Consider the following 25,041-nt stretch of genomic DNA (forward strand, 5'->3'; position numbering starts at 1 on the left):
AAACAACAGATTGCAAGTGGGTGTCCGAGATCTTCCCGTTGTCGGGGGGACGGGACCGCAGGCGAATGCCAGCGTCAAACCGCTAGCTCAACTTTGATGATCCTCCGTCTGACGACCGCCAATGCGAGATCGGCGGCGATGGGGGAGTTATGGCCTCTCGGAGAAACGCGACATGCCCTATTTTCTGGGGATCGATATCGGCGGCAGTGTCATCAAGAGCGGCCTTTACGACGAACGCGGTGTTGAAAAAGGCGTGGCGTCAATGAGTGACGCTGCGATTGCCAACCACGTCGGTTGGAGCGAGCGCGACATGAACGTCATGTGGGGCTCGGTTTGTGGAACAATCCGTCAATTGCTCGATACGACAGGCGTTCCTGCCGAGGCCATTGCCGGCATTAGCTTCTCAGCTCACGGCAAAGGCCTCTATCTGGTCGATCGAGACGGCAAGCCCTTCCGCAATGGCATTATCTCCTCCGACAACCGGGCCATGCCGGAGGTTCGGGCGTTGAAGGCCGCAGGGATCCCCGAGCAGATTCATCCGATGAGCTATCAGCAGCTCTGGCCTAGTCATCCCGCGGCCATTTTGCGCTGGTTCAAGGATAACGATCCCCAGGCCTACGGACAGATCGGACATGTCCTGATGGCCCACGACTGGATTCGCTATCGGATGACCGGGCACCTCGGTTGCGAGGTCACCAACATCTCCGGCAGCAATCTTTTCAACGTCAACACTGGAACCTACGATCCGGCTCTGCTTGCCCTTTTCGGCATCGAGGACATCGGAGAGCGCATGCCCGAGCCTGTCGGCTCCACCGAGTGCCCGGCCGGTCTGTCCGCCGCCGCCGCCGCCGAAACGGGGCTGAAGGCAGGAACGCCGGTGTTCGGCGGCTTCTTTGATGTCGTCTCCGCGGCTGTTTGTTCGGGGCTGGCCGACGAGAACCGTATCAACGTCACCATGGGGACCTGGACGATCGTCACTTGGACGACCGACCATATACCGGCAAGTGACTATCCATATACCTGGGGGCGGTATTGCATTCCCGGTCGTTACTTCGTCCACGAGGGAAGCCCGACGAATGCCGCGAACCTTGAATGGTTTGTGCGCACCTTCATGGCCGACGTGAACAAGCCTTACGCGGAGTGTGATCGTCTGCTGACGACGGTACCGGCAGCTTCGACCCCGGTTCAGTTCCTGCCTTATCTGTTTTCCTCCAATCTCGGCGACAACCTCCAGGGCGGCTTCTACGGTCTGGCCAACGCCTACGGTCTTGGCGAGGTGGTGCAGTCCGTGTTCGAGGGGATTTGCTTCTCCCAACAGGTGCATCTCGACCGCATCCTCGCATTGTCGGGGCGTGATCGACGCTTGCGGCTCACTGGGGGGCCGACAAAGTCACGGGCTTGGGTGCAGATGGTTGCAGATATTGCCGCCCTGCCGCTGGAAGTCGTTCACGTCGAGCAATCCGGCTGTTTGGGCGCCGCGATCGCCGCCTCGGTTGGTTCCGGCGTCTACGCAAACTTCGTCGACGCCATGGACGCGATGTGTCCACCCGCGCGGCTGGTCGAGCCCGATCTTTCACTCGCCGCCCCTTATCGCCGCAAGTACGAGCGCTTTCTCGAACTCGCGAAGGCGCTTGATGCTCTGCCGCCTGCGGTTTGATCGCGCGTCACGCTCAATCTCTCAAGGAACGAACTCATGCGTCGTCATCCCCTCGGCATCTACGAGAAGGCCTTGCCGTCAGGGCTGCGCTGGCCCGAGCGTCTGGCGTTGGCCAAAGCTTGTGGTTTTGACTTTGTCGAGATTTCAATCGACGAGACCGACCTGCGGCTGGCCAGGCTCGAATGGACACAAGCTGAAAGGCTCGATTTCGTTCGGGCGACCCTGGAGACTGGCATCAGCGTGCCGTCGATGTGCCTGTCTGGCCATCGGCGCTTCCCCTTTGGCAGCCACGATCCTGCGATTGTCGAGAATGCCCGCCTCATGATGGACAAGGCACTCCGCCTTGCTCGCGATTGCGGCATCCGCACCATCCAGCTCGCAGGCTACGATGTCTATTATGAAGAGCGCGATGATGGGACCGTGGCACGCTTCGAAGAGGGGCTCAGATGGGCCGTCGAGCGAGCTGCGGCTGCGGAAGTCATGCTGGCGGTTGAAATCATGGATACGGCTTTCATGAGTTCGATCAGCCGCTGGAAGCTGTGGGACGAGAAGCTGCGCTCGCCGTGGTTCACGGTCTACCCGGATGTCGGCAATCTCTCCGCTTGGGGGAACGACGTTGCGGCTGAGCTGGCACTCGGCATCGACCGGATTGCCGCCATTCACCTCAAGGACACCAGGGCTGTCACCGCCGAGTTTCCGGGACAGTTCAGGGATGTGCCATTTGGCGAGGGGTGTGTTGATTTCACCGAGATATTCCGCATCCTTAAACGTCTCGACTATCGGGGTGCTTTCCTGATTGAAATGTGGACAGAAAAAGCCGACGAGCCTGTAGCGGAGCTGATTAAGGCTCGGCGATTCATGGAAGAGAGAATGCGGGAGGCTGATTTCGATGCTTGAAGACCTCAAAGAAGCCGTTTACGCGGCCAACATGGCACTGCCGCGACATGGATTGGTGACGTTTACTTGGGGCAATGCTTCGGCGATCGATCGCGCCAAAGGACTGGTCGTGATCAAACCGTCGGGTGTCGACTACGACAAGCTGAAGCCCTCTGATATGGTCATCGTCGACCTTGAGACCGGCAAGACCGTCGAAGGAAATCTGAAGCCTTCCTCCGACACTGCGACCCATCTCGTGCTCTATCGTGCGTTCGCTGAGCTAGGTGGTATCGTCCACACGCACTCGCGACATGCCACCATCTGGGCTCAGGCTGGGCGAGATATCGAAGCCTATGGCACGACCCAGGCGGACTATTTCTACGGTCCGGTACCCTGCACCCGACTGATGCATGACAAGGAAATCGCCGGCGACTACGAAATCGAAACCGGCAATGTCATCGTGGAGACCTTCAAGACCAGAGGGATCGAAGCTGGCGATATTCCGGGCGTGCTGGTTCATTCGCATGGCCCGTTTTCCTGGGGCAAGGATGCGGACGCGGCTGTCCACAATGCGGTCGTCCTCGAAGAAGTCGCCTACATGGCATTGTTCTCGCGAGTTCTGAACCCGACGCTGCCTCCCATGCAAAGCACTCTGCTCGACCGCCATTTCCTGCGAAAGCACGGCAAGAACGCCTATTACGGACAGGGTTCGTAATCGGCCGCTGCGCATGATTGCCAGGTGTTCTCAGTCAGACCGCCAGAGACACTTTTGGGCGGGAGAACGTACATGGACACACAACATGAACTAGAGGAATGGCTCAGGCCATTCCTTTCGCTCCTTATCTCCGAGACACGGCGATCAACCTGCTCGCACTATATCGCGTCATTGCTCGACTCGGGTGGGGGAGCCTTGTCTCATCTCGCCCCGCGACAGGAGAAATATGATCGTTTGCGTCACTTCGTGACGAGCGGCGTATGGGAGCACCAACCTCTTTGCGATGAACTGGCTCGACAGGCCAATCTCCTGGTCGGTGAAGGTCGCTCGATCCTGGTGGTTGGTGATGTCGAGTCTTCCTGCGAAAGCGCTCATGGCGTGGGGGCATTTCACCCGCGGGAAAACACGAGCAGAGTCACTCAGCGGTTTGTCTCTCTGACCCTCGTTGGCTCCAAGACGTCTCTTCCGATCGCTGCGCGGCTCATGCTGCCAGGAGAATGGCTTGCCGACGTGCGCCGGCTCGACAGAGCGGAGGTTCCTGACGTCCACCGCAGGCCTCTGTCCAAAGCCGAGGTTGCCTTGCAGGAGATCGATCGACTCCTGTCTTTGGGCGTCAACTTCGAAGCGGTTTTCCTGACCGGCCAATGCGATCACTTGCAGGCTTTCTGTCAGTCGCTGAGCGCTCGCGAGCTTGCCTGGGTTGTTGAAGTACCTAGCGCTGGTGCGGTGCGCGTGCTTGACGCGGATGGGGAAGATCGCTCCATCGCGGCGGTTGGGCTTCCTACCGTCCGTGCGGAAACAGTGCATCCATGGGCGATGCAGGCAGGAGCGGTTGGAGAGGCCTTGGTTGATTGCCTCAAGCGGGTAAAGATACTGGGCTCACCAACCGAGCCATGGGCTGCCTCAGAACGCGAAGTTCGCTCGGATTGTGACGCTCTGTCAGTGCGGTTGCGCGATGCCGACGGAAAGACATTTGATTACTTGATGAACTCTGGGCATGACTGCTCTGAGACGCTTCTTGCAGTTCTGAAAAACGCAATCAATCTAAATAGACAAGTCCAAACGCAGCTGTGGACAGAGTTTCATCTCAATGATTTTGAAGGGCGTACTTGGCAAAGTCAGCATCGTCATATGCTTTTGGCAATGATTGCTTTTGCGTATTCAAAGCACTGCTTCGAACTGCCGTCCTGAAATGATCTATCGATAAATCTATAGATCAGGTCGGGGTACCGGTTTTCGCGATGATAACCGAGATTCCCGCCTCTTCCAGCATACGTTGATCGGCCTCCGCCAGGCCATCGTCAGTGATAAGTGTGCTCACGCGAGCTAGAGGCATGGAAATGTGTCTGGCTCGGATCGAGAACTTGCTGCTATCCGCGAGTACTATGACTTCGTCAGCCAACTCTTGAAGATCGTGGATGGTTTTGACGAGAAGGGGGTGAGATTCTTGTAATCCAGAAGCATCAATTCCTTGTGTGCTGAGAAAAAACTTCGATGCGTAATACTCGTAATCACTGTTCGCCGGCGAGAATATTATTCCCGGCTCGCGATGAACGGCTCCCCCTGATATCACAAGGTTGCACGCTCCATTTTCGTACAGGGCCGAAGCGAGCGGCATCGAGTTTGTAAATATACTCAAGTTCCGATAGCCGAGACGCTTGGCAAATTCGAAGCAGGTTGAGCCGCCATTGACGATAAGCTTGTCGCCATCGCGACACAGCTTCTCAGCCTCCATGGCAATGGCCACTTTCCGCTCAATTTGAAGAACGCGACTTGCCGAGAAAGGGCGGGCGGCGAGGCGTTGAGAAGTCGTTTCGGATGACGGAGCGATGCCGCCAAACACTTTTCGGACGCGACCAAGATTGTGAAGCTTTGCGATGTCACGACGAATTGTCGCTGGCGATACATCAAGATACTCGGTCAGATCCTTGACCGAGATGAATTGATGTTCATCGAGAATGCTTACTATTGCGTCCAGACGCTCCTTCTCAGTCAAGGGCCTCCCCCCGTATTGGCCGGTCTTCATGTACAATAAGGCGACTGGCGCTACTCGTTACCGTTCCCTTCGCGCCTCTTGACTACTACATCATCCTGCGTTCCGGGTGAAGTACCGCGGCTTCTGGGGCTCGTCGGCCTTGCCGACCACCGCCGCTGACAGCGGAAATCCCGGCTCGATCCGCCACTTCAGGCGCCGATGGCGAAAGTCGCTCGGCGATACGCCGATGAAGCGGGCGAAGTTGCGGTTGAACGTAGACAATACGTCATAGCCGATGTCGTAGCAGATCGACGTGATGGGGATCTGCGTCTCCATCAGGAGCTGGCATGCTTTGTATATCCTCAGCCTGTTGATGTACTCGAGGCAGGAGCAGCTGAGGTTCTTTTCGAAGAAGCGCGAAAACGTGGACAGCGGCATGCCTTCCCGCTCGGCGATCAAGCCGCAGGTGAGCTTCGGGTTGTTGTAGTTCTCGGCGATATACTGCAACACCGAGTTGAGGCGGGCCGAGCGGGTTCCAAGGTCGGCGGGCAGGCCCGGGCAGAGCAGGCGGCGTCCTTCGTCGGCAGCGAGGGTTGCGAAGACGGTGAAGAACAGCGCCAGCTTCTCAGGACCTTCCGCCACCGCCAAACGGCGCAAGGGAGCGGCCAGTTCGGCCGAAACGCTGGCCGAAAACTCGATGCCGGCGTGCGATTGCTCGAACAGCGCGCCAAGGGACGTGGCGTCGGCGAAATCCCGCAGGCAGCGCTCGGCAAAGGTCCCCGAGAACTGCAGGGCCATGTCGCGATCATGGATGAAGAGACGATCCTCTCGCTCGCTGAACGAGTTGTCCGATACCCACATGTGCGGCATGTTCGGGCCCATGAGCACGAGATTTCCCGGCTCGAAGCGCCCGGCATAGGTGCCAACGAAAAAAGAACCCGAACTGCGTTGAATGAGATGCAACTCGTACTCGGGATGGTAGTGCCATCCGGTGTAGGAGTAGGGGTAGTCGTGCGAGAAGGCGAGGAAGCTGCGGTCGAGCGGCGCCACGATCACCTCGCGCACCAAGTCCTTCATGGCGGCACTCTTCATCGCGTCCTCCCTGGGTCGCCCTCTCCAGGCGATTACGCGCTTCCAAGCTGGCGGTTCCTGCCGCGAAGGCCTCGCCCGCCAGTCGTTCTCATGCTCCGACCGTTCATTGGACTTATTGTGGATCGGACATGGAAAGTATTCGACCGCGCATCCTAAAGAGCGATCGCCGCAGTTGTCCATAACCCCAAACCCGGTCATGCCCCTGACAAAAGTCCGTCCGGCGTCCTTGGAATGGATCCGGTGTTCCTCTATGCCGCCTCGATCACGGTGGCTGCCGGTAGCGTTGCCTGGAACTCGGTTGGCGTGCAGCCCAGTTCGCGTCGAAACACGGCATACATGTAGGGCAGGGAGGTGAAGCCACTGCGCGCGGCGATTTCGGCGAAGGACAGCGTGCGGTCGGACAGCATCTGCTTGGCGCGCTCAAGGCGAAATGCCAACATGTCGTCGTGGACCGTCCAGCCGAAGGCCTTGCGGAAATGGATGTCGAGCGTCGCGCGCGACACGCCGACATAGGCTGCCACCTGCGCCACCTTCACCCCTTGCGCGGCGAACTGGCGGATATAGTGGCGTGCCCTCATGATGTAGGGATCATAGGTCGGTTGGTGACGGGAGGATGCCAGCGCGTTCAGCCCTTTGGGAGGGACCAGGACGCGGCTCTGTTCCACGCGGTCTCCGATGAGGCGCCTATGCATCATCTCCGCGGCGATCCGTCCCATCTCGCGTGTGCCCTGACGAACGGAACTGATGGGAATGCGGGAGAGCATCCTGAGGAGGTGATCGTCGTCGATGCCGACCAACGCCACCTCTTCGGGAACCGCGATATTGGCCATGATGCAGGCTTGAAGCACCTGGCGGGCGCGGGCATCGGTTACCGCGATGATGCCGATCGGTTTCGGAAGGCCCGCCAACCAGTCGATGAGTTCCCTCAGAATGCTGTCCCAATCCAGTCCGTCGTTGAAGTGCCCCTCGAACAATAGCGGGTCGATGCCATCGCGCAGGCAGATCTTGCAGAATGCGGCTTCTCGCTGCTGGGCCCAGCGGTTGGTTGGCGCCGGTGGCTGGCTGTAAAAGGCAAAGTGCGTCAGCCCCATCTCGACAAGATGGTCGTAAGCCGCTGCGACAAGAGCGAAGTTGTCGGTGGCGACGTAGGGGGTGCCTGTGGGGTAGTCGGTCGCGCGTTCATAGGAGCCGCCAACCGCGACGATCGGCCGTTTGCTGCGGCTGAACAGGCGTTCGAACTCCGGATCGTCGAAGTCGGCGATAATTCCATCGCCAGACCACGCGTCGATGCCGGTGATCGAGCTTCGGAAGTCTTCGAACAGCAGGAAATCCCAGGCGACTCGGGTCGATTGGACATAGTCGCTGACGCCCGCGACCACGTTCCGGCCCCAGGCTCCCTTGGCCTTCAACATCAAGGCCACGCGAAACGAACTTACCCCCGTGGCGATCATGCCAGCCAGCTTCTCCGCTCGATCGGGCTGTTTCCCAAACGGCTTGCGGTTGGGGCACGGCGCCTCATTGAGCAAATAGTCTACCTCATCTGAAAAAATGCACCATTGGTGCCGAACTATAAAAAAACATAATCCCGATTTTCAAATCGGCTCAACTAGTGTCCTCCCATTCGGCTCGCATCGAAGTGGTTGATACGTAAATCAATGTATTAACGTTGGAGCACTGCGGGCGCGGAGTGGGAGGAGAAATATGAAAAAGTATGCCACACTCGCTGTGCTTGCAGCGACGGTGCTCGCCTCGTTCCCAGCTTTTGCTGAGACCGTAAAAGTTCTTTCGATCGAGCCCAATGTCAAGGAAGGGCGTGATTTTTACGCCGCGGCAATCGATAAATTCGAGAAGGCCAATCCGGATATCAAAATCCAGTTCGACTACCTCGACGACACCTCGTTCAAGTCCAAGCTGCCCACCCTGCTTCAGTCGGCGGCCCGACCGGACATCTTCTTCACCTGGACCGGCGGCGTTTTCCACGAGCAGGCCGACGCAGGCGTCCTCAGGGACATCTCCGGCGACGTGGATCCGAAGGCGCTCGAAACCTTCGCGCCCGGCGGCATCAAGGCGCTGACCTACAAGGACAAGCTATACGGCCTTCCCATGTACGCCGGCGTCGTCGTGCTGTTCTACAACAAGGAGCTGACCGACAAGGCCGGTATCGATCCCAAGACCATCAAGACGTGGGATGATTTCCTCGCCGCCGTGAAGACGGTCAAGGAAGCCGGAATCACGCCGATTGTGGTCGGCGGCAAGTCCAAGTGGCCCCTCCAGCATTATTATGGCTACCTTGCCACGCGGATCGCCGGCACAGACGGCATTGTCGCCGCTTCTGCCGGCGAAAACGGCGGGCTTGCCGGGCCGGACTTCATCAAGGCGGGCGAAGAGTTCAAGAGGCTGGCCGATCTCCAGCCCTTCCAGCCCGGCTTCATGGACACCGACAACTCCAAGGCCGGCGGCCTGTTTGGCGACGGACGAGGCGCCTTCATCCTGTCGGGCAACTACATGATCGGCGCCCAGAAGCGCAATTCCACGTCCGGCTCCGGGATCAGCGACGAGAACCTCGGCTTCATCCCCTTCCCGGTTGTCGAGGGTGGCAAGGGCGATCCGGCGGACACTTTCGGCGGCATCAACGGTTGGCTGGTCTCCAAGAATGCGACGCCAGCCGCCGCAAAGTTCCTCGAAAGCCTGATGGATCTCGACAACCAGACCACCAGCGCCAGCATGGACCTCTGGCTGCCGATCGTGAAGGGCGCGGACGCCGGCATAAAGAACGCCAACATCAAGGCGATCGCCAACCTGCTCGCCTCGGCCCCGCACCATCAGCTCTACCTCGACCAGGAGCTTGGCGCCAACGTCGGCGCGGCAATGAACGATGCTTCAGCGCAGCTTGCCACCGGCGACATCTCGCCCGAGGAAGCGGCGGAGATGGTCGAAGAAGCGAACGAGATGCGCTGACCGGCGCTTGAAAAGAACATTCCGGGTGGCGGCGCTCGCCAGCCATCCGGAATGGCTCCGACTGTTCCTGCCGGGCCAGCGACCATGCCTGGTTGCCCCCGCCTGCGGGCATCGATGATTGCCTCCCCTGTCTCCGCAGGCTGCCTACCAAGAGACCTGTTCCATGACCCTCACAACACCAGCGGGGCCTCCCGCCGCGCGACGGCGGCCGAGCGGCTTTGCCCGCATGCGCACGGACGGCAGCCTCACCGCCCTGATCCTGTTCCTGCCTCCGGCCGTGCTCCTGTTCACCCTGTTCGTGATCTGGCCGATCTTCAGCGCGGTCGATCTCAGCTTCTACAAGTGGAACGGCTATGGCGACGTCACCAACTTCGTCGGCTTGCGGAACTACGAAATCCTGGTGAAGAACTCCATCTTCCACCAATCGCTGTTCAACTCGCTCAAGCTGCTGCTGGCCTCGATCTTCCTGCAGATCCCGCTGGCCCTGGTGCTGGCCTTGCTTCTCTACCGCAAGACGTCCGCCAACACGGCCTTCCGGTTGATCTTCTTTGCGCCCTACATCCTGGCCGAGATCGCAACGGGTCTGATCTGGAGCTTCATCTTCGACGGTGACTACGGCATTTCGGCAATGGTCGCCAACAAGCTTGGAACCGAGCCCTTCTACATCCTCGCGGACAAGCAGTGGGCTTTCTGGACCATCATCATCGTGGTGGTGTGGAAGTACTTCGGTTATCACATGATGATCTTCATCGCCGCCTTGCAGGCGGTGCCGTCCGATCTTGTCGAGGCGGCGGAGATCGATGGCGCCAGCTCGCTGAAGACGATCTGGTACGTCAAGCTGCCCATGATCATGCACGCTATCAAGCTCAGCGTGCTGTTTGCCATCACCGGCGCCCTTCAGGTCTTCGACATCATCATTCCGCTGACCAACGGCGGCCCATCGAACTCGACTCACTCGATTGTCAGCTACCTCTACACCTTCGGCCTCGCCCGCATGAACGTTGGCTTCGGCGCCGCCGTCGGCGTGGTGCTGTTCGCCCTCTGCGTCGGCACGGCCTTCACCTACAAGCGCATGGCGATCGACAAGGGAGGGCAGCTGTGAAGCGTACGAAACTCTTCCCGCAGCTGATGCGCGCGGCTTTCCTGTCCTTCATCGCCGCGCTGGTCATCCTGCCCCTGCTGGCCACCTTCCTTGGCGGGTTCAAGACGCTGGGCGAGCTCAGGGCCGCGCCCTTCGGCATCCCCTCCGAATGGAGCTTCACCGTCTTCGTCGACATTCTGACCGGCTCGGCGTTCTGGGGCTACTTGCGCAACTCGCTGATCATCTCGCTGTCGGCGGTTGTTCTGACGGTGCTCTGCGCATCCATGGCAGCCTATGTTTTCGCGCAGATCCGCTTCTTCGGCTCGCGCTATCTGCAGTCCTACATGCTGCTGGGGATGATGTTCCCCTTCGCCACGGCCATCGTGCCGCTGTTCTTCCAGATCAACCGCTTCGGTTTGCTCGACAATCCGCTCGGCATCATCCTGCCTCAGACGGCCTTCTCCATGGCTTTTGCAGTGGTGCTGCTCCGGAGTTTCTTCCAGCAGTTGCCCAAGGAGCTGTTCGAGGCGGCCTATGTCGACGGGTGCGGCTATGTGGGCTTCTTCTTCCGGTTCACGCTGCCGTTGTCGACGCCGATCCTGGCCACGGTCGGCACCTTCGTCTTCGTCCAGAGCTGGAACAACTACCTGCTGCCGCTGGTCGTGCTCAACGAGCAGTCCCTGTTCACGTGGCCGCTCGGCATCATGCAGTTCCGTGGCGAGTTCATCGTGGAATGGAACCGCATTCTCGCCTTCGTGTCGCTGACGATCCTGCCGGCGCTCATCTTCTTCACCTTCACACAGAAATACATCGTGGCCGGCCTTACGCGCGGCTCGGTCAAGGGTTGAAACATGTCCCGTCCTGTCATCACCAATCCGATCCTCAAGGGGTTCAACCCCGATCCATCGATCTGCCGCGCTGGCGACGACTATTACATCGCCACCTCCACCTTCGAGTGGTTCCCCGGCGTGCAGATCCATCATTCCCGCGACCTCGTGCATTGGGATCTCGTCTGTCGCCCGCTCGATCGTCCGAGCCAGCTCGACATGCGCGGCGAGATGGATAGCTGCGGCGTCTGGGCGCCCTGCCTGACATATGCCGACGGAATGTTCTGGCTGGTCTTCAGCGACATGAAGCGCCGCGACGGCTCGGTCAAGGACGTGCACAACTATCTCGTGACGGCCCCCTCCATCGAAGGGCCTTGGTCGGATCCGATCTATCTCAACTCATCCGGCTTCGATCCGTCACTTTTCCACGACGATGACGGCCGCAAGTGGATCGTCAACGTGTGGTGGGACTATCGCGGTCGCCCGCCGCGCTTTCCGGGAGACAACAGCTTCGCCGGCATCGCTTGTCAGGAATACGACGTTGCCGAGCGCAAGCTGAAGGGGCCGATCACCAATATCTTCAAGGGCACCGATGCCGGTCTGACGGAGGGGCCTCATCTCTATCGGCGCGATGGTTGGTACTACATCATGGTTGCCGAGGGCGGCACCGGCTACAATCATGTCGCCACCGTGGGGCGCTCCCGCGCTCTCAACGGGCCGTATGAGCTGCACCCCGACACCTACGTGGTCACGGCACGCGGCAATCCGAACGCGCCGCTTCAGCGCGCCGGTCACGCCGACTTTGTCGATACGCCGGCTGGCGAAACCTATCTCGTCCATCTGACCGGCCGGCCCATTCCGGGTTTGCGCCGTTGCCCCCTGGGACGGGAAACCGCCATCCAGAAGATCGAGTGGGGCGCCGACGGCTGGCCTCGTATCGCGGGCGGCAAGCTGACGCCGAAACTCGAAGTCGAAGCGCCGGACGTGCCCGCTCATCCGTTCGTCCCTGCGCCCGAAGAATATCGTTTCTCAGCCGATGCCGGCTTACCAAGGGATTTCCAGTGGCTGCGCACCCCCTATGGAGAGCGGCTGTTCTCGCTTGAAGAACGTCCCGGTTTTCTGCGCCTCCACGGGCGGGAGGCCATGGGGTCCTGGTACGAGCAGGCCTTGGTGGCGCGTCGACAGACGGCCTTCTGCTATGATGCGGAAACCGAGGTTCATGCCGATCCGGCAGTTCACATGCAGATGGCGGGGCTTGCGGCCTACTATAATCGCTTTGCCTACCACTACCTCGCGTTGACCTTCGATCAGGAGGCCGGCACCTGCCTGCAGGTGATCTCCTGCACCGGCACGCAAGGCGGCGGGCAGACCGCCATCGGTCTCGCCAAACCTGTTCCCGTACCCGGCGGCGTGCCGGTGCGGCTCAAGGTCGAGGTTCGGACGACAACCCTGACCTTCTTCTATGCGGTTGGCTCGGGCGACTGGAGGCAGGTGGGCGGCGTGCTCGATGCCTCGCTTCTGTCTGACGAGTGCGGTGCAGGCGAGCACTCCAACTTCACCGGCGCGTTCGTCGGCATGTCGGCCAACGATCTGAGTGGCCAGGGCATGCCGGCCGACTTCTCCTATTTCCGCTACCGCGATCTCGACGCGTGAGGATCAGTCCATGGCAACGCTCGAATTCAAGCATGTGAACAAGACCTTCGGCGCCGTCGAGGTGATCCCGGATGTGTCGCTGTTCATCCCCCATGGTTCGTTCACGGTCTTCGTCGGGCCGTCGGGGTGCGGCAAGTCGACCCTCCTGAGGCTCGCGGCGGGACTGGAGGAGATCAGCGAAGGCACGCTGGAGATCGATGGGGCAGACGTGACGTTTGCCCGACCGATCGAACGCGGCATCGCCATGGTGTTCCAGTCCTACGCGCTCTACCCGCACATGAACGTGGCGCAGAACATCGGCTTCGGCCTCAAGATGGCTGGAAAGCCCAAGGCGGAGATCACCCGAAAGGTCCAGGCGGCAGCGGAGACGCTGCAGCTTGATGCCCTTCTGGAGCGCAAACCGGGCGAACTCTCGGGCGGCCAGCGTCAGCGCGTTGCGATTGGTCGCGCCATCGTGCGCGAGCCAAAGGTGTTTCTGTTTGACGAACCGCTCTCCAATCTGGACGCGGCGCTCAGGACGCAGATGCGTGTGGAGCTCGCCCAGCTTCACAAGCGGCTTGGCGCGACGATGATCTACGTCACCCACGATCAGGTCGAAGCGATGACGCTGGCCGATCAGATCGTGGTCCTGAACAAGGGGAGGATCGAGCAGGTCGGAAGTCCGCTCGAACTCTACAATCACCCACAGACACTGTTCGTCGCTGGCTTTATTGGCTCGCCGAAGATGAACTTCATCACGGGCGAGTACGCTTCACGCTTGGGTGTTGCGACCTTCGGGGTTCGGCCCGAGCACGTCGAGATCGTCACATCGTCCCCCCACTGGACCGGAACCGTGCAGTTCAGTGAAAGGCTGGGCAGCGACACCTACCTGCATGTTGACGTTCCGGAGATTGGGCGTTTGACGGTAAGGGCCGTTGGCGATGCGGCGCTCACCGGCGGCGAGACCATCGGCCTCGCACCTCAGGCGGCGGCGTCGCATGGCTTCGACGCGGATGGGCAGTCTTGTCCGGTTCGCTGGAACGCACACTGAAACCGCTGCGGTACCCCGGGGCATCTTCGATGGCCCGGGGCGTTTGTTGATCCCTGAACCTGCGATCCCGATGTCGTTCGGGCCGACGTCTTGAGCTCGAACTTTCTGAGCGGCGTCTCGTTCCTCCCGTTTGCAGCTTTGGCGCATTTGAAGTATCAGAGCGGTTTGAAATGGCGGAGCGCCTCTTGCGGAATACTCGCAAGACGGCAGGGAAGGGAGGCGACATGGAGAACGGCACCCGTATCGTTGTCGTCACTGCCTGTCCGACCGGTGTTGCGCTCACCTACATGGCCGCCACGCGTCTTTTGACCACCGCCCAGCGGCTCGGCTATTTCATCAAGGTCGAGACGCAGGGTGCCCTCGGGAGCGAGGACGTGTTGACGCGCAAGGATATCGCCCGCGCCCATGCTGCCATTGTCGCCGCCGACGTCGACATCGAAGGCCTGGATCGCTTCCAGAACGTCCCGGTGCTCACGGTAAGCACCGCGCGCGCCATTGCCGACCCCGATGCGGTTCTGGCTGAGGCCCTGGCTCTGCCAAGGTCCTGATCCTGGTGGACGGATAAGTTTTCTGTAAAATTTGGCAACTATTGTTGACTTGTCGCCAGTTATTCGGCGTGACACGGTCGCGTCCGATGAAAGGGCGGTCGTCGAGGCGAGTTGCGCCTTATAGATCGACCTCTGCTGCTAGGATAGGTTAGTTCGTCAATGTGCGGAATTATTGGAATCGTTGGCCGTGACGGCGTCTCTGAACTGTTACTCGAGGGGCTGAAGCGTCTCGAATACCGTGGCTATGACAGCGCCGGCATCGCGACGCTGGTAGGGGGCGCCATCGAACGCCGCCGCGCCGAGGGCAAACTGGTCAATCTGGAACGGCGCCTTGCCGAGGAGCCGCTCGCCGGTTCCAGTGGTATTGGCCACACGCGCTGGGCGACCCACGGCGGTCCGACCGAGGGCAACGCCCACCCGCATGCGACCGACAAGGTGGCGGTGGTCCACAACGGCATCATCGAGAACTATCAGGCGTTGACGGCCGAGCTCATGCAGAAGGGCCATGTCTTCGTCACTGAGACCGATACCGAGGTGGTCGCCCATCTGATCACGGACTATCTCCAGCAGGGCAAGACGCCCGTCGAGGCTTGTCGCCTCGCCTTCCATCGCCTTGAGGGCGCTTTCGCGCTGGCCATCCTGTTCGCTGGCGAGGAAAACCTGATGGTCGGTACGCGGCGCGGTACGCCGCTCGCGGTCGGCTACGGCGACGGTGCCATGTATCTCGCCTCGGATGCCTTCGCCATGGCCCCTCTCACCAACCGTCTTGCCTATCTCGAGGACGGCGACTGGGTGGTGCTGACGCGGAGCTCCGCCGAGATCCGTGCCGCCGACGATACGCTTGTCGAACGCAAGATCCACGTCTCCAACGTCTCGGCAGCCCTGATCGGCAAGGCCGGTCACCGCCACTTCATGCTGAAGGAGATCTTCGAGCAGCCGCAAGTGATCGGCGACACCATCAACGCCTTCGTGTCGCCCTCTACGGGAACGATCGCGCTGCCCGACATGCCGTTCGACCCGGCCAAGGTGCCGCGCCTCACCATCGTTGCCTGTGGCACCGCCTACTACGTGGCCATGGTCGCCAAATACTGGTTCGAACAGGTGGCGCGTCTGCCGGTGGAGGTGGATATCGGCTCCGAGTTCCGCTATCGCGACACCCCGTTCGAAGCTGGCGGCGTCGCCGTCTTCGTGTCGCAGTCGGGCGAAACGCTCGATACGCTGGAGGCGTTGCGTCACGCCAAGCGGGCAGGCCAGCATATCGTTTCCATCGTCAACGTGCCCGAGAGCACCATAGCCCGCGAAAGCGACCGTGTGCTCTACACGCTGGCCGGGCCCGAGATTGGCGTCGCCTCCACCAAGGCATTTACCACCCAGCTCACCGTCATGGCCTGCCTGGTGCTGGCTTTTGCCCGTGCTCGCGGAACGATCTCCCACGAGCGGGAAGCCGAGCTGGCGCTGGCGTTGCGCGAGGTGCCGGCACGCGCCGCCGAGGTACTGCGCCACGACGATGCCATCCAGGCGTTGGCCAGCATGGTGGCCGAAAGCCGCGATGCCCTCTATCTCGGTCGCGGTACCGCTTACCCCATCGCCCTGGAAGGCGCGCTTAAGCTGAAAGAGATCAGCTATATCCACGCCGAGGGCTATGCCGCCGGCGAGATGAAGCACGGCCCGATCTCGCTGATCGACGATGGCGTGCCGGTTATCGCGCTCGCGCCGTCGGATGCCCTTTTCGAGAAGGTGTTGTCCAATATCCAGGAGGTGGCGGCGCGTTCCGGCCGGGTGTTGCTGATCTCCGACGCCGATGGCGTTGCCCGCCTGGGCAGCAAGGTCCGCTGGTCGATCGAGCTGCCGAAGGTCGATCCGTTCGTCGCGCCCATTCTCTACTCGTTGCCGGTACAGCTTCTTGCCTATCACACGGCAGTGGCCAAGGGGACGGACGTCGATCAGCCGCGGAACCTCGCCAAGAGCGTCACCGTCGAGTAAGCGCCGGACCGGTTGATTCTGGTGGGACTGAAGCGGCGCACCGGTCTTTCGAGACCGGTGCGCCGCTTTTTTCTATGGTCAAAAGGTATAAGTCCGGGAGCTGGAGTGCTCCGTATGTCGACTTAAGTATGGTCTGAGGCAGGGCTCAATCATACAATTTTCGAGTCGCGGATATCACCTCAAATCAATGGATTTCATGGGCTTTTCGTCACGGAGGGCTAGAGGTGGATTATTGTCACCTCAGTGTAGGATACATTTTTACAGTCGTGTTTATATCTTTCCACTTTAACTCATAGTGATGTCATGTTTTCATCACAATCGAACGAAGACCCGTAAGAACAATCATTCAAGTGTGCTGGAGTCCGAGCGTCGATAGGCGCTTGTGGCGGTGTTTTCGTATCTCCTGGACCGTGAAATACGGGGCTGGGATGGAGGGAGTGGAGAGGCTTACGCGATAACGACCTGACTAGCTCTTTCCGGGAGCTGGTATTTATTCGACGCAACTCAGTTGCGGCGACGGGATCGCTTGTCCTGTGGCCTGTCGGTCTCCCTTCGGGGCGTGACAGGACTTCGTGGAGGAGTTTCCAAGACATGGCATATACCGGAACCGCAGGGGGCGACGGGTCGTCGTCCAACCTCAAGGTGCGCGTCCAGCAAGTGGGCCGCTTCCTGAGCAGCATGGTGATGCCCAACATCGGCGCTTTCATCGCCTGGGGCATCATTACCACTCTCTTCATCCCGACCGGCTGGTTGCCCAACGAGTTTTTCGCCAAACTCGTCGGCCCGATGATCACCTACTTGCTGCCGCTCCTTCTGGGCTACACCGGCGGCAAGCTGGTTTATGGTGAGCGCGGCGCCGTCGTCGGCGCCATCGTTACCGCCGGCGTCATCGTCGGTACCGACATTCCGATGTTCCTCGGCGCCATGCTGGTGGGTCCGTTCGGCGGTTGGTCGATCAAGCAGTTCGACAAGATGGTGGATGGCAAGATCCGCCCCGGCTTCGAGATGCTGGTCAACAACTTCTCGGCCGGCATCCTTGGCATGATCCTGGCCATGATCGCCTTCGCGATCGTCGGCCCGATCGTCGAGAATCTGTCGGCGGCCCTCGGCGCGGGCGTCAACGCCCTGATCAGCGCCGGTCTCATTCCGCTGGCTTCTATCCTGGTCGAGCCGGCCAAGGTGCTGTTCCTCAACAACGCCATCAACCATGGCGTCTTCACCCCGCTCGGCATCCAGCAGGCCGCCGAACAGGGCAAGTCGCTGATCTTCCTCATCGAAGCCAATCCGGGTCCGGGCCTTGGCCTGCTGCTCGCCTACATGGTCTTCGGCCGTGGCAATGCCAAGGAATCGGCTCCAGGCGCCGCCATCATCCACTTCTTCGGCGGTATCCACGAGATCTACTTCCCCTACGTGCTGATGAAGCCGCGCCTGATCATCGCGATGATCGCCGGTGGCGCCACGGGCGTCGCGGCCAACATGATGCTCGGTGGCGGTCTGCGCGCTCCGTCGTCCCCCGGTTCGATCTTCGCCGTGCTCGGCATGACCCCGGCCGATGGATTTGTCGGTGTCATATCTGCCGTGACGCTGGGGGCCCTCGTGACCTTCCTCGTCGCGTCGGTGCTGCTCAAGACCGACAGGTCGGAAGAGGTTGAAGACCTCGCCGCCACGACCGCCCGCGTCAAGGCCATGAAGGCTGAGTCGAAGGGCATGGCCGCTCCGGCCGCCGCGCCGTCCGCCGCCATCTCCGGTCCGGTCCGCTCGGTCATCGTCGCTTGCGACGCCGGCATGGGCTCCTCCGCCATGGGCGCCTCCATGCTTCGCAAGAAGCTGGACCAGGCCGGACTTGGCGCCGTTCGGTCGAGCAATGTCGCCATCAATGCGCTGCCGGGTGATGTGGATGTGGTGATTACCCACAAGGACCTGACCGAGCGTGCCCGTCGGGCCGCTCCCCAGGCCACGCACATCTCCATCACCAACTTCCTCGACGGCGCGGCCTATGACCGCATCGTGGCGGAGATCAAGGCGAAGGCGGGTTCCGCTGCGGCTCCGGCCGCCGGCAAGCCCGAGGGTGGCTCGTCTTTTAATCTCGGTGAGGAAAACATCTTCCTCGGCCTCACCGCGTCCACCAAAGAGGAAGCCGTTCGCTTCGCCGGCTCCAAGCTCCTGGAGATGGGCGCGATTACTCCGAGCTACATCGACGCCATGCTCCAGCGCGAGACCATCGTGTCGACCTACCTCGGCCAGTCGCTGGCCATGCCGCACGGCACCAACGAAGCGAAGAACGAGGTCCTGAAGACGGGCATCGTCGTCTGCCAGTATCCGGACGGCGTGTTCTTCGGCCCCGATCCCGAGAACGTTGCTCGCCTCGTTGTCGGCCTCGCGGCCAAGGGCAATGAGCACATGGATGTCATGTCGGCCCTCGCCAGGGTTCTCGAGAATCCCAAGGTGGTCGCCCACCTTGCGACGACGAAGAACCCGGCCGACGTGCTGCGCATCCTCGATCTCGGCTGACCTCAGCTTCTGAGACCCGGGGGCCGCCGAGAGCGGCCCCCTCCCAAGACAAGCTCTGGAGACGACCATGCGAGCCATTCATTTCGGCGCGGGCAATATCGGCCGCGGTTTCATCGGCAAGATTCTTGCTGACGCCGGATGGGGGGTCACCTTCGCCGACGTCAACGAAACCCTTGTCGGGCAGATTGCCAGTGCCGGCCGCTATTCCGTCGACATCGTCGGCAATGATAGCCGCCGCGAGGAGGTGACCGGTGTCACCGCCGTGTCGTCGATCGGCGACGATATCGTCGACCTTATTGCCTCCGCCGATCTCGTGACAACCGCCGTCGGGGCGGCGGTCCTGCCGAAGATTGCACCGACCATCGCCCGAGGCCTTGAGGCGCGCGTCGCCGCCGGCAAGCACGCTCCGCTCAACATCATCGCGTGCGAGAATACCATTCGCGGCACCACCCAGCTCAAGGAGGCGGTCTTCCGCCATCTTCCGGCGGCCATCGCCGCGGTGGTCGAGATCGAAGTGGGGTTTGCCGACAGCGCCGTCGATCGCATCGTGCCGCCGGCGCCTCCGGTCGAAGGCGAACCGCTCGCCGTCACTGTCGAGGAGTTCTCCGAGTGGATCGTCGATCGCGGTCAACTCAAGGGGTGGACGCACAGCGTTCCCGGCATGGAGCTGACCGACAACCTGATGGCTTTCGTCGAGCGCAAGCTGTTCACGCTCAACACCGGCCACGCCATTACCGCCTATCTCGGCTTCGAGAGGGGGCTGCCGACCATTCGCGATGCCATTGAGAACGAGGACATCCGTGCCATCGTGAAGGCCGCCATGGAAGAGAGCGGCGCCGTGCTGATCCGCCGCTACGGCTTCGATCCGGACAAACACGCCGCTTATATCGAGAAGATCCTCGGCCGCTTCGCCAATCCGTTCATTCGCGACGACGTGGCGCGCGTCGGAAGGGAGCCCTTGCGTAAGCTGGGCAAGGGCGACAGGCTGATCCGGCCTCTGCTCGGCACGCTGGAGTACGGCCTGCCGCATGCAAACCTCGTCAAGGGCATCGCGGCCGCCTTGCATTACCGCAACGACGGCGATCCCCAGGCGGTCGAGATGCAGGCCGCCGTCACCGAGGTTGGTGTCGCTGCGGCGGTGGACCGCTTCTCCGGCAATGCCCTTCCCGCCGAGGTTCTTGCCGAGATAGCCGTCGCCGCCCAGATTTAGGGTCCCACGAGGTGTGACGGGAGCATGACGGGCGCTCGTCCCCCTCGCATCGCCGGTCGTCGCCGGACTCGGCGGCGGAGGGAGGCTTTGCCTCGACACAAGGTACTGGGAGACAAGCGCATGACCACCTCCACCATCTCCGTCCGGGCTCCGCTCAAGGGCCGGATCGTGCCGCTCGGCGACGTTCCCGATCCGATGTTCGCACTCGGCATGATGGGCGACGGCCTCGCCATCGAGCCGGAAGTCGGCGAAGTGCATGCGCCGGTTGCCGGTACGGTCACTTCCGTGCATCGTCGCGGTCACGCGGTGAAGGTCATGACCGACGAGGGCGCCGAGTTCCTGGTGCACGTCGGCCTTGAGGCAGTAGCGCTACGCGGTGCCGGTCTCGAGGCCTTGGTGGCGGAAGGCGACCATGTCGCGGCCGGCGATCTTCTCATCCGTTTCGACCTCGCCGCGCTCGCGGAGAGCTGCGGCATCGTGACGACGCCCGTTCTCGTCACCAACGAGGACGCCTTTCATGTCACCGCGCGCAAGTCTGCCGGCGCGGTCGGCCTCGATGACGAGATCATGGCGGTGATGCCGATCGGCGTGGAAGCGCCGCCGCCGGTCGAGCGGGTCGAACGCGACGTGGTGCTGGAAATGAGCGAGGGTCTGCATGCGCGGCCGGCGGCACTACTTGCTGCCAAGGCCAAGGAGTATGCGAGTGCCATCGAGATCGCGCTGGGGGAACGCAAGGCCAACGCCAAGAGCCCGGTGTCTCTGCTCACGCTCGGAAGTCGTTGGGGCAGTCGGCTGATCGTGTCGGCAGAGGGTTCCGATGCGGCTGCCGCGGTCGATGGAGTGGTCGAGGCCATCGTCTCCGGGCTGGGCGATCCGGTCGTACCCTATGTCGATGCGGGGCAGGACAGTCTGCCCGGCGTCGATGAGGCCGGCTCCGCCGCCGAGGCGCCCGTCGATCTCACGCCTTTCGGTCCGGACGACCGGCCCCGACTGACCGGTGTGGTCGCGGCCCCCGGCTTGGCCATCGGTCGCGCCGTTCGCCTCAAGGACAAGGTAGCTCGCCCGGCAGAAGAAGGTGGCGACGTGGAGACCGAGAGCGCGGCGCTGGATGCCGCCATCGCTCGCGTCCATACTCACCTGACCGAGCAGGCGACGGGCGGCCGCACGCAGCAGCAGCGCGAGATCATGGCAGCCCACGCCGCGCTTCTTGAGGATACGGAGTTGCTAGAAGGCGCCCGTGACCGGATCGCGCGCGGCAAGAGCGCCGGTTGGGCCTTCTCCGAGACCATTTCGGGCCAGGCAGCTTTGCTGCGCGGGCTTGACAATGCCCGCCTTGCCGAACGCGCTGCCGACCTTGTCGACCTCGAACAGCAGGTGTTGACGGTGCTGGCCGGCGGTTCGCCCGAAAGCCTGGCGCTGCCCGAGGACGCCATTGCCATCGCCGACGATCTCCTGCCGTCGCAGTTCATGGCGTTCGGCGATCGTCTGCCGGCAGCCTTTGTGGTCGCCAAGGGTGGCCGTACCTCGCATGTCGCCATTCTCTCGGCGGCGAGCGGCGTGCCGATGCTGGCCGCCGTCGGCAGCGACGCTCACCGTATCGCCGAAGGCGCACCTCTCATCGTCGATGCTGAGCGCGGCGAGATCCAGGTGAACCCGACCGAGGCGACCATCGAGGCTACGCGCAAGGCGGCGGCCGAACGCGAAACCCGTCGCGCCGCCAACCGCGAGGCGGCTGCGACCGATTGCGTTATGGCCGACGGAACGCGTCTGCCCGTTTACGCCAACGTCGGTTCGGTGGCCGATGCGGCGCGCGGTCTGGCTTTTGGCGCGGAGGGATCCGGGCTGCTCAGGACCGAGTTCCTGTTTCTCGATCGGCCGACAGCGCCAACCGAAGCGGAGCAGCAGGCCGAATACCAGGCCATCGCCGACGCGCTGCGCGGAAAGCCGCTGACCATCCGCACGCTGGATATCGGCGGCGACAAGCCGCTTCCCTATCTGAAGCAGGCGGCCGAGGAGAATCCGATCCTCGGCGTGCGGGGCATCCGGGTTTCCAGACGCCGACCCGATCTGTTGCGCCAGCAGTTCCGCGCCATCCTCAAGGTCACACCGGTCTCTGTCGTCCGCATCATGATGCCGATGATCGCCGATATCGGGGAACTTCGTTGGGCCAAGTCGATCTTCGAGGAAGAAAAGGCAGGGCTCGGGGTGACCGCAGATGTGCCGCTGGGCATCATGATCGAGGTGCCGGCCGCCGTGGCCATGGCCGACAAGCTGGCAAAGGAAGCCGATTTCTTTTCCATCGGGACCAACGATCTCGCCCAGTATGTGCTGGCCATGGATCGCGGCAACACCGAGCTCGCCCCAGAGATCGACTCGCTGCACCCGGCGGTGCTGAAGACGATTGCCGACACGGCTGCTGCCGGTGCGCGCCACGACTGTCCGGTGGGTGTCTGCGGCGGTCTCGCCTCGGAACTGCCGGCGGCTCCCATCCTGATCGGCCTCGGCGTGACCAGCCTGTCGGCCACCCGCTCCGGCATTCCTGACCTGAAGGCCTTCATCCGGACGCTCGACAGGAACACCTGCCGGGCCGTGGCGGAGGAGGCTCTGGCGCTCGATTCCGCGGCCGAGGTGCGGGCAATGGTAGCCCGGCGCTGGCCCGGGCTTTGACCTCCTTTCGCGATCCACTTCTTCGAGCCCCGAAGCAAGAAGGAGACGCTCCATGTTGAATGCCAACGTGACGCTCGACGATTTTGCCCGTGGGAATGCGCTTGCCGGCGAGGTCGGCTGGCCGCAGCGCATCGTCTTCGGCCTTGATGCCGCCGCTCCGCCGCTTGGAGCACTGCAAGTGCAGTTTGCGCGCTTCGAGTTCGTGATCGCCGGCACCTACACCAACGTTCTCTGCGACCGAAACGCACGGATCGTGGAAGCCGAACTCGGTCCGGACGAAGCGTTGGTGGTGCCGGGCAACTGCTGGAACCAGCCGCTCTGGGACAAGGATGTCGAGGTCCTGAGCCTTTTGTTCGGCGCGACCCATCTCGGCGTCAGTCTCGTGCGATGGAGTGCCGGCGAGAGGCGCTTCGTGTCGGTTGAAAAACGGAGCTGCCTGATCCCCGGCAACGGGCCACTGCAGCATCTGGTGGAGGCGATGACGAGCCATCGCGACGATGCAGGGGCAACCAGCCTGGATGCCCGCTTGCTGGCCCAGTCCATCCTCGAGTATGCCCGCCGCCTGATCGCCAATCCCGTGCCGGAGGAAGAACGGCAATCGTCTGCCTTCTTCCGTGCCGCTTGCCTCTACATAGAGGAGAACTTCGACCGGCAGATCACCCGCGATACGGTGGCCGCCCACCTGCGCATCAGCCCCAACTACTTCTCGCGCGTCTTTCGCGAGCAAGGCGCCATGACCTTTTCGGACTATCTGACGCAAGTCAGGATAGGGAAAGCCAAGTTCATGCTGGAGAAGTACGATCTGCCGCTGTCGCAGATCGCTCAGCGCTGCGGCTTCAACGACTTCAACTATTTCTACAAGGTGTTCAAGAAGGTGGTGGGCCGCACGCCCACCGAATATCGAAACTCGGTGCAGGCCGGAGCCGCCGCCAAGGCGTAAGTGTTCGACACCGCGCGTCGGGGCTGTGAAACGGCGGTTTTGGGTGTATGGATCGATCCCGTGACGCTCCCAGGGAGACCCCCGGCCCGATGATCCCAGACGATACCGCAACACCGGTGCTGCGCCAGATCTCGGTGCGCGCCGTCATGGACGTGCTCCTCAACTCCGGCGCCACTTCGCGGGCTGCCCTTGCCAAGATCACCGGCCTTTCCAAGCAGACCATGTCGGAGGTGATCCGCGTGCTGGAAAGCGGCGGGTTCGTCCGCATCAAGGGGGTCACTTCGGGCAAGGTTGGCCGTGCCGCGGTCATCTATGAGGTCGATCCGTCGGCAGGCTATGTCATCGGCGCCGAACTCGGGGTCACCTCGCTTCGCCTGTCGCTCGCCAACATTGTCGGTGACATCCTCGCATCGGAAGAAGCGCCGTCGGACGATCTCGCCGGGACGGCTTTGGTCTCGGCGCTCGGGCGCCTGTCCGCCGAACTCGTCGCCAAGGCCGGCATCGACAGGCAAAAGGTTCTGGTGGCCGCTGTGGCCATGCCGGGTGTCGTCGAGCCGGTGAGCGGGCGGCTATCGCTATCGCCCAACCTCGAGGGACTTGGCGATGTCGATGTTCGCACCCTGCTGTCCGCCGAGCTCGGTTGCGCGGTGGTGATCGAGAACGACATCAACGCGGCGGTGATCGGAGAGTCCTGGACGGGGTGCGCCGTCGGAGTCGAAGAAGTGGCCTTCGTCTCGCTGGGCACGGGCATCGGCCTCGGCGCGCTCACGGGGGGACGGCTGATCCGGGGAGCCAGTGGCGCCGCCGGTGAGATCGGCTTCCTGCCGATTGGTGGCGATCCGACCGCCTCCGACAGCCTGGAGCGCGGTGCCCTTGAGAGTACCATTGGCAGGCGTGGCATCCGAGAGCGCTACCGGGCGCTTGGCGGAACGGCGGCATCGAGCCCGTTCGATATTTTCGAAGCTGCCCTGAAGGGGCAGGATCAGGCCGCTGTCACGGCCGCTCGCGATCTGGCCCGAAACGCGGCGCTGTCGATGGTCGCTGTCCATGCGTTGCTTGAGCCGAGAAAGATCGTGGTCGGCGGCATCGTCGGCTGCCTGCCGGGCGTGGTCGACTGGATAAAGGCCGAGCTGCCGCGCGTCAGTCGCCGACCGATCGTCGTCGAGGTGTCCACGCTGGGCGCTCATGCCGCCCTGACCGGGGCGGTCGCTATTGCGCTCAACCAGGCGCACAATCTTTTGTTCAGTCCGGCGGATCTGCCGATGCCTCTACGTTTGCCGGCCGCCACTCACGGCTGAGTGTCACCGAAATTTTATGT

Annotated in this window: 19 protein-coding genes; 16 read left to right on the forward strand and 3 right to left on the reverse strand. The window is 62.0% G+C overall.

Annotated features, from left to right (window positions below; translation table 11 throughout):
• Nucleotides 1-172: 172 nt before the first annotated feature.
• The 4 genes from M4J40_RS10520 to M4J40_RS10535 all read left to right on the forward strand — a co-directional run bounded on the left by M4J40_RS10520 (nucleotide 173) and on the right by M4J40_RS10535 (nucleotide 4,439).
• Nucleotides 173-1,657: an FGGY-family carbohydrate kinase gene (locus tag M4J40_RS10520; RefSeq protein WP_251754071.1), complete on the forward strand. Its 1,485-nt coding sequence runs from the start codon at nucleotides 173-175 to the stop codon at nucleotides 1,655-1,657.
• 36 nt (nucleotides 1,658-1,693) lie between these two features.
• Nucleotides 1,694-2,554: an L-ribulose-5-phosphate 3-epimerase gene (locus M4J40_RS10525; RefSeq protein ID WP_251754073.1), complete on the forward strand. Its 861-nt coding sequence runs from the start codon at nucleotides 1,694-1,696 to the stop codon at nucleotides 2,552-2,554.
• Complete coding sequence (araD, locus tag M4J40_RS10530) at nucleotides 2,547-3,248, forward strand: L-ribulose-5-phosphate 4-epimerase (RefSeq protein ID WP_251754075.1); 702 nt, start codon at nucleotides 2,547-2,549, stop codon at nucleotides 3,246-3,248. Before M4J40_RS10525 ends, araD begins: the two co-directional genes overlap by 8 nt.
• 72 nt (nucleotides 3,249-3,320) lie before the next feature.
• Nucleotides 3,321-4,439 carry a transposase gene (locus M4J40_RS10535; protein WP_251754077.1) on the forward strand — a complete coding sequence of 373 codons (1,119 nt, stop codon included), beginning with the start codon at nucleotides 3,321-3,323 and terminating at the stop codon, nucleotides 4,437-4,439.
• A gap of 25 nt (nucleotides 4,440-4,464) precedes the next feature.
• On the opposite strand, the gene M4J40_RS10540 is transcribed toward M4J40_RS10535, so the two are convergent.
• The 3 genes from M4J40_RS10540 to M4J40_RS10550 form a co-directional block, all read right to left on the reverse strand.
• The gene (locus tag M4J40_RS10540) at nucleotides 4,465-5,244 is read right to left on the reverse strand and encodes a DeoR/GlpR family DNA-binding transcription regulator (protein WP_251754079.1); all 780 of its coding nucleotides are present in this window, start codon (nucleotides 5,242-5,244) and stop codon (nucleotides 4,465-4,467) included.
• A gap of 90 nt (nucleotides 5,245-5,334) precedes the next feature.
• Nucleotides 5,335-6,315, reverse strand: a complete 981-nt coding sequence (locus tag M4J40_RS10545; RefSeq protein ID WP_251754081.1) for an AraC family transcriptional regulator — start codon at nucleotides 6,313-6,315, stop codon at nucleotides 5,335-5,337.
• 248 nt (nucleotides 6,316-6,563) lie between these two features.
• Nucleotides 6,564-7,766: a DNA-binding transcriptional regulator gene (locus tag M4J40_RS10550; RefSeq protein ID WP_251754083.1), complete on the reverse strand. Its 1,203-nt coding sequence runs from the start codon at nucleotides 7,764-7,766 to the stop codon at nucleotides 6,564-6,566.
• A gap of 250 nt (nucleotides 7,767-8,016) precedes the next feature.
• Here M4J40_RS10550 and M4J40_RS10555 point away from each other — a divergent pair, with 250 nt between their 5' ends.
• From M4J40_RS10555 to M4J40_RS10610, 12 genes are all read left to right on the forward strand, one after another.
• A complete protein-coding gene (locus M4J40_RS10555; protein WP_251754084.1) occupies nucleotides 8,017-9,273 on the forward strand; it encodes an ABC transporter substrate-binding protein in 1,257 nt (418 codons plus the stop codon).
• A gap of 163 nt (nucleotides 9,274-9,436) precedes the next feature.
• Nucleotides 9,437-10,375, forward strand: coding sequence for a carbohydrate ABC transporter permease (locus M4J40_RS10560; RefSeq protein ID WP_251754086.1), 939 nt, complete (start codon nucleotides 9,437-9,439; stop codon nucleotides 10,373-10,375).
• A gap of 26 nt (nucleotides 10,376-10,401) precedes the next feature.
• A complete protein-coding gene (locus tag M4J40_RS10565; RefSeq protein ID WP_251754270.1) occupies nucleotides 10,402-11,202 on the forward strand; it encodes a carbohydrate ABC transporter permease in 801 nt (266 codons plus the stop codon).
• Nucleotides 11,203-11,205: 3 nt separating this feature from the next.
• Nucleotides 11,206-12,834 carry a glycoside hydrolase family 43 protein gene (locus M4J40_RS10570; protein ID WP_251754088.1) on the forward strand — a complete coding sequence of 543 codons (1,629 nt, stop codon included), beginning with the start codon at nucleotides 11,206-11,208 and terminating at the stop codon, nucleotides 12,832-12,834.
• Nucleotides 12,835-12,844: 10 nt separating this feature from the next.
• Nucleotides 12,845-13,864, forward strand: coding sequence for an ABC transporter ATP-binding protein (locus M4J40_RS10575; protein ID WP_251754090.1), 1,020 nt, complete (start codon nucleotides 12,845-12,847; stop codon nucleotides 13,862-13,864).
• A 224-nt stretch (nucleotides 13,865-14,088) separates the two neighbouring features.
• Nucleotides 14,089-14,412, forward strand: coding sequence for a PTS fructose transporter subunit IIB (locus tag M4J40_RS10580; RefSeq protein WP_251754092.1), 324 nt, complete (start codon nucleotides 14,089-14,091; stop codon nucleotides 14,410-14,412).
• A gap of 159 nt (nucleotides 14,413-14,571) precedes the next feature.
• Complete coding sequence (gene glmS, locus M4J40_RS10585; RefSeq protein WP_251754094.1) at nucleotides 14,572-16,395, forward strand: glutamine--fructose-6-phosphate transaminase (isomerizing); 1,824 nt, start codon at nucleotides 14,572-14,574, stop codon at nucleotides 16,393-16,395.
• A gap of 591 nt (nucleotides 16,396-16,986) precedes the next feature.
• A complete protein-coding gene (locus M4J40_RS10590) occupies nucleotides 16,987-18,906 on the forward strand; it encodes a PTS mannitol transporter subunit IICBA (RefSeq protein ID WP_251754096.1) in 1,920 nt (639 codons plus the stop codon).
• Between the two features lie 67 nt (nucleotides 18,907-18,973).
• Nucleotides 18,974-20,116 (forward strand): mannitol-1-phosphate 5-dehydrogenase, encoded by a 1,143-nt coding sequence (locus tag M4J40_RS10595; RefSeq protein WP_251754097.1) that lies wholly within the window; start codon nucleotides 18,974-18,976, stop codon nucleotides 20,114-20,116.
• 120 nt (nucleotides 20,117-20,236) lie between these two features.
• Nucleotides 20,237-22,783, forward strand: coding sequence for a phosphoenolpyruvate--protein phosphotransferase (gene ptsP, locus M4J40_RS10600; RefSeq protein WP_251754100.1), 2,547 nt, complete (start codon nucleotides 20,237-20,239; stop codon nucleotides 22,781-22,783).
• 52 nt (nucleotides 22,784-22,835) lie between these two features.
• Entirely contained in the window at nucleotides 22,836-23,723 is an 888-nt protein-coding gene (locus M4J40_RS10605; protein ID WP_251754101.1) for a helix-turn-helix transcriptional regulator, read from the forward strand.
• Between the two features lie 89 nt (nucleotides 23,724-23,812).
• On the forward strand, nucleotides 23,813-25,021 hold the full coding sequence (locus M4J40_RS10610; protein WP_251754102.1) for an ROK family transcriptional regulator: 1,209 nt from the start codon (nucleotides 23,813-23,815) through the stop codon (nucleotides 25,019-25,021).
• Nucleotides 25,022-25,041 lie beyond the last annotated feature (20 nt).

Source organism: Pleomorphomonas sp. JP5 (assembly GCF_023721815.1).
Classification (GTDB): domain Bacteria; phylum Pseudomonadota; class Alphaproteobacteria; order Rhizobiales; family Pleomorphomonadaceae; genus Pleomorphomonas.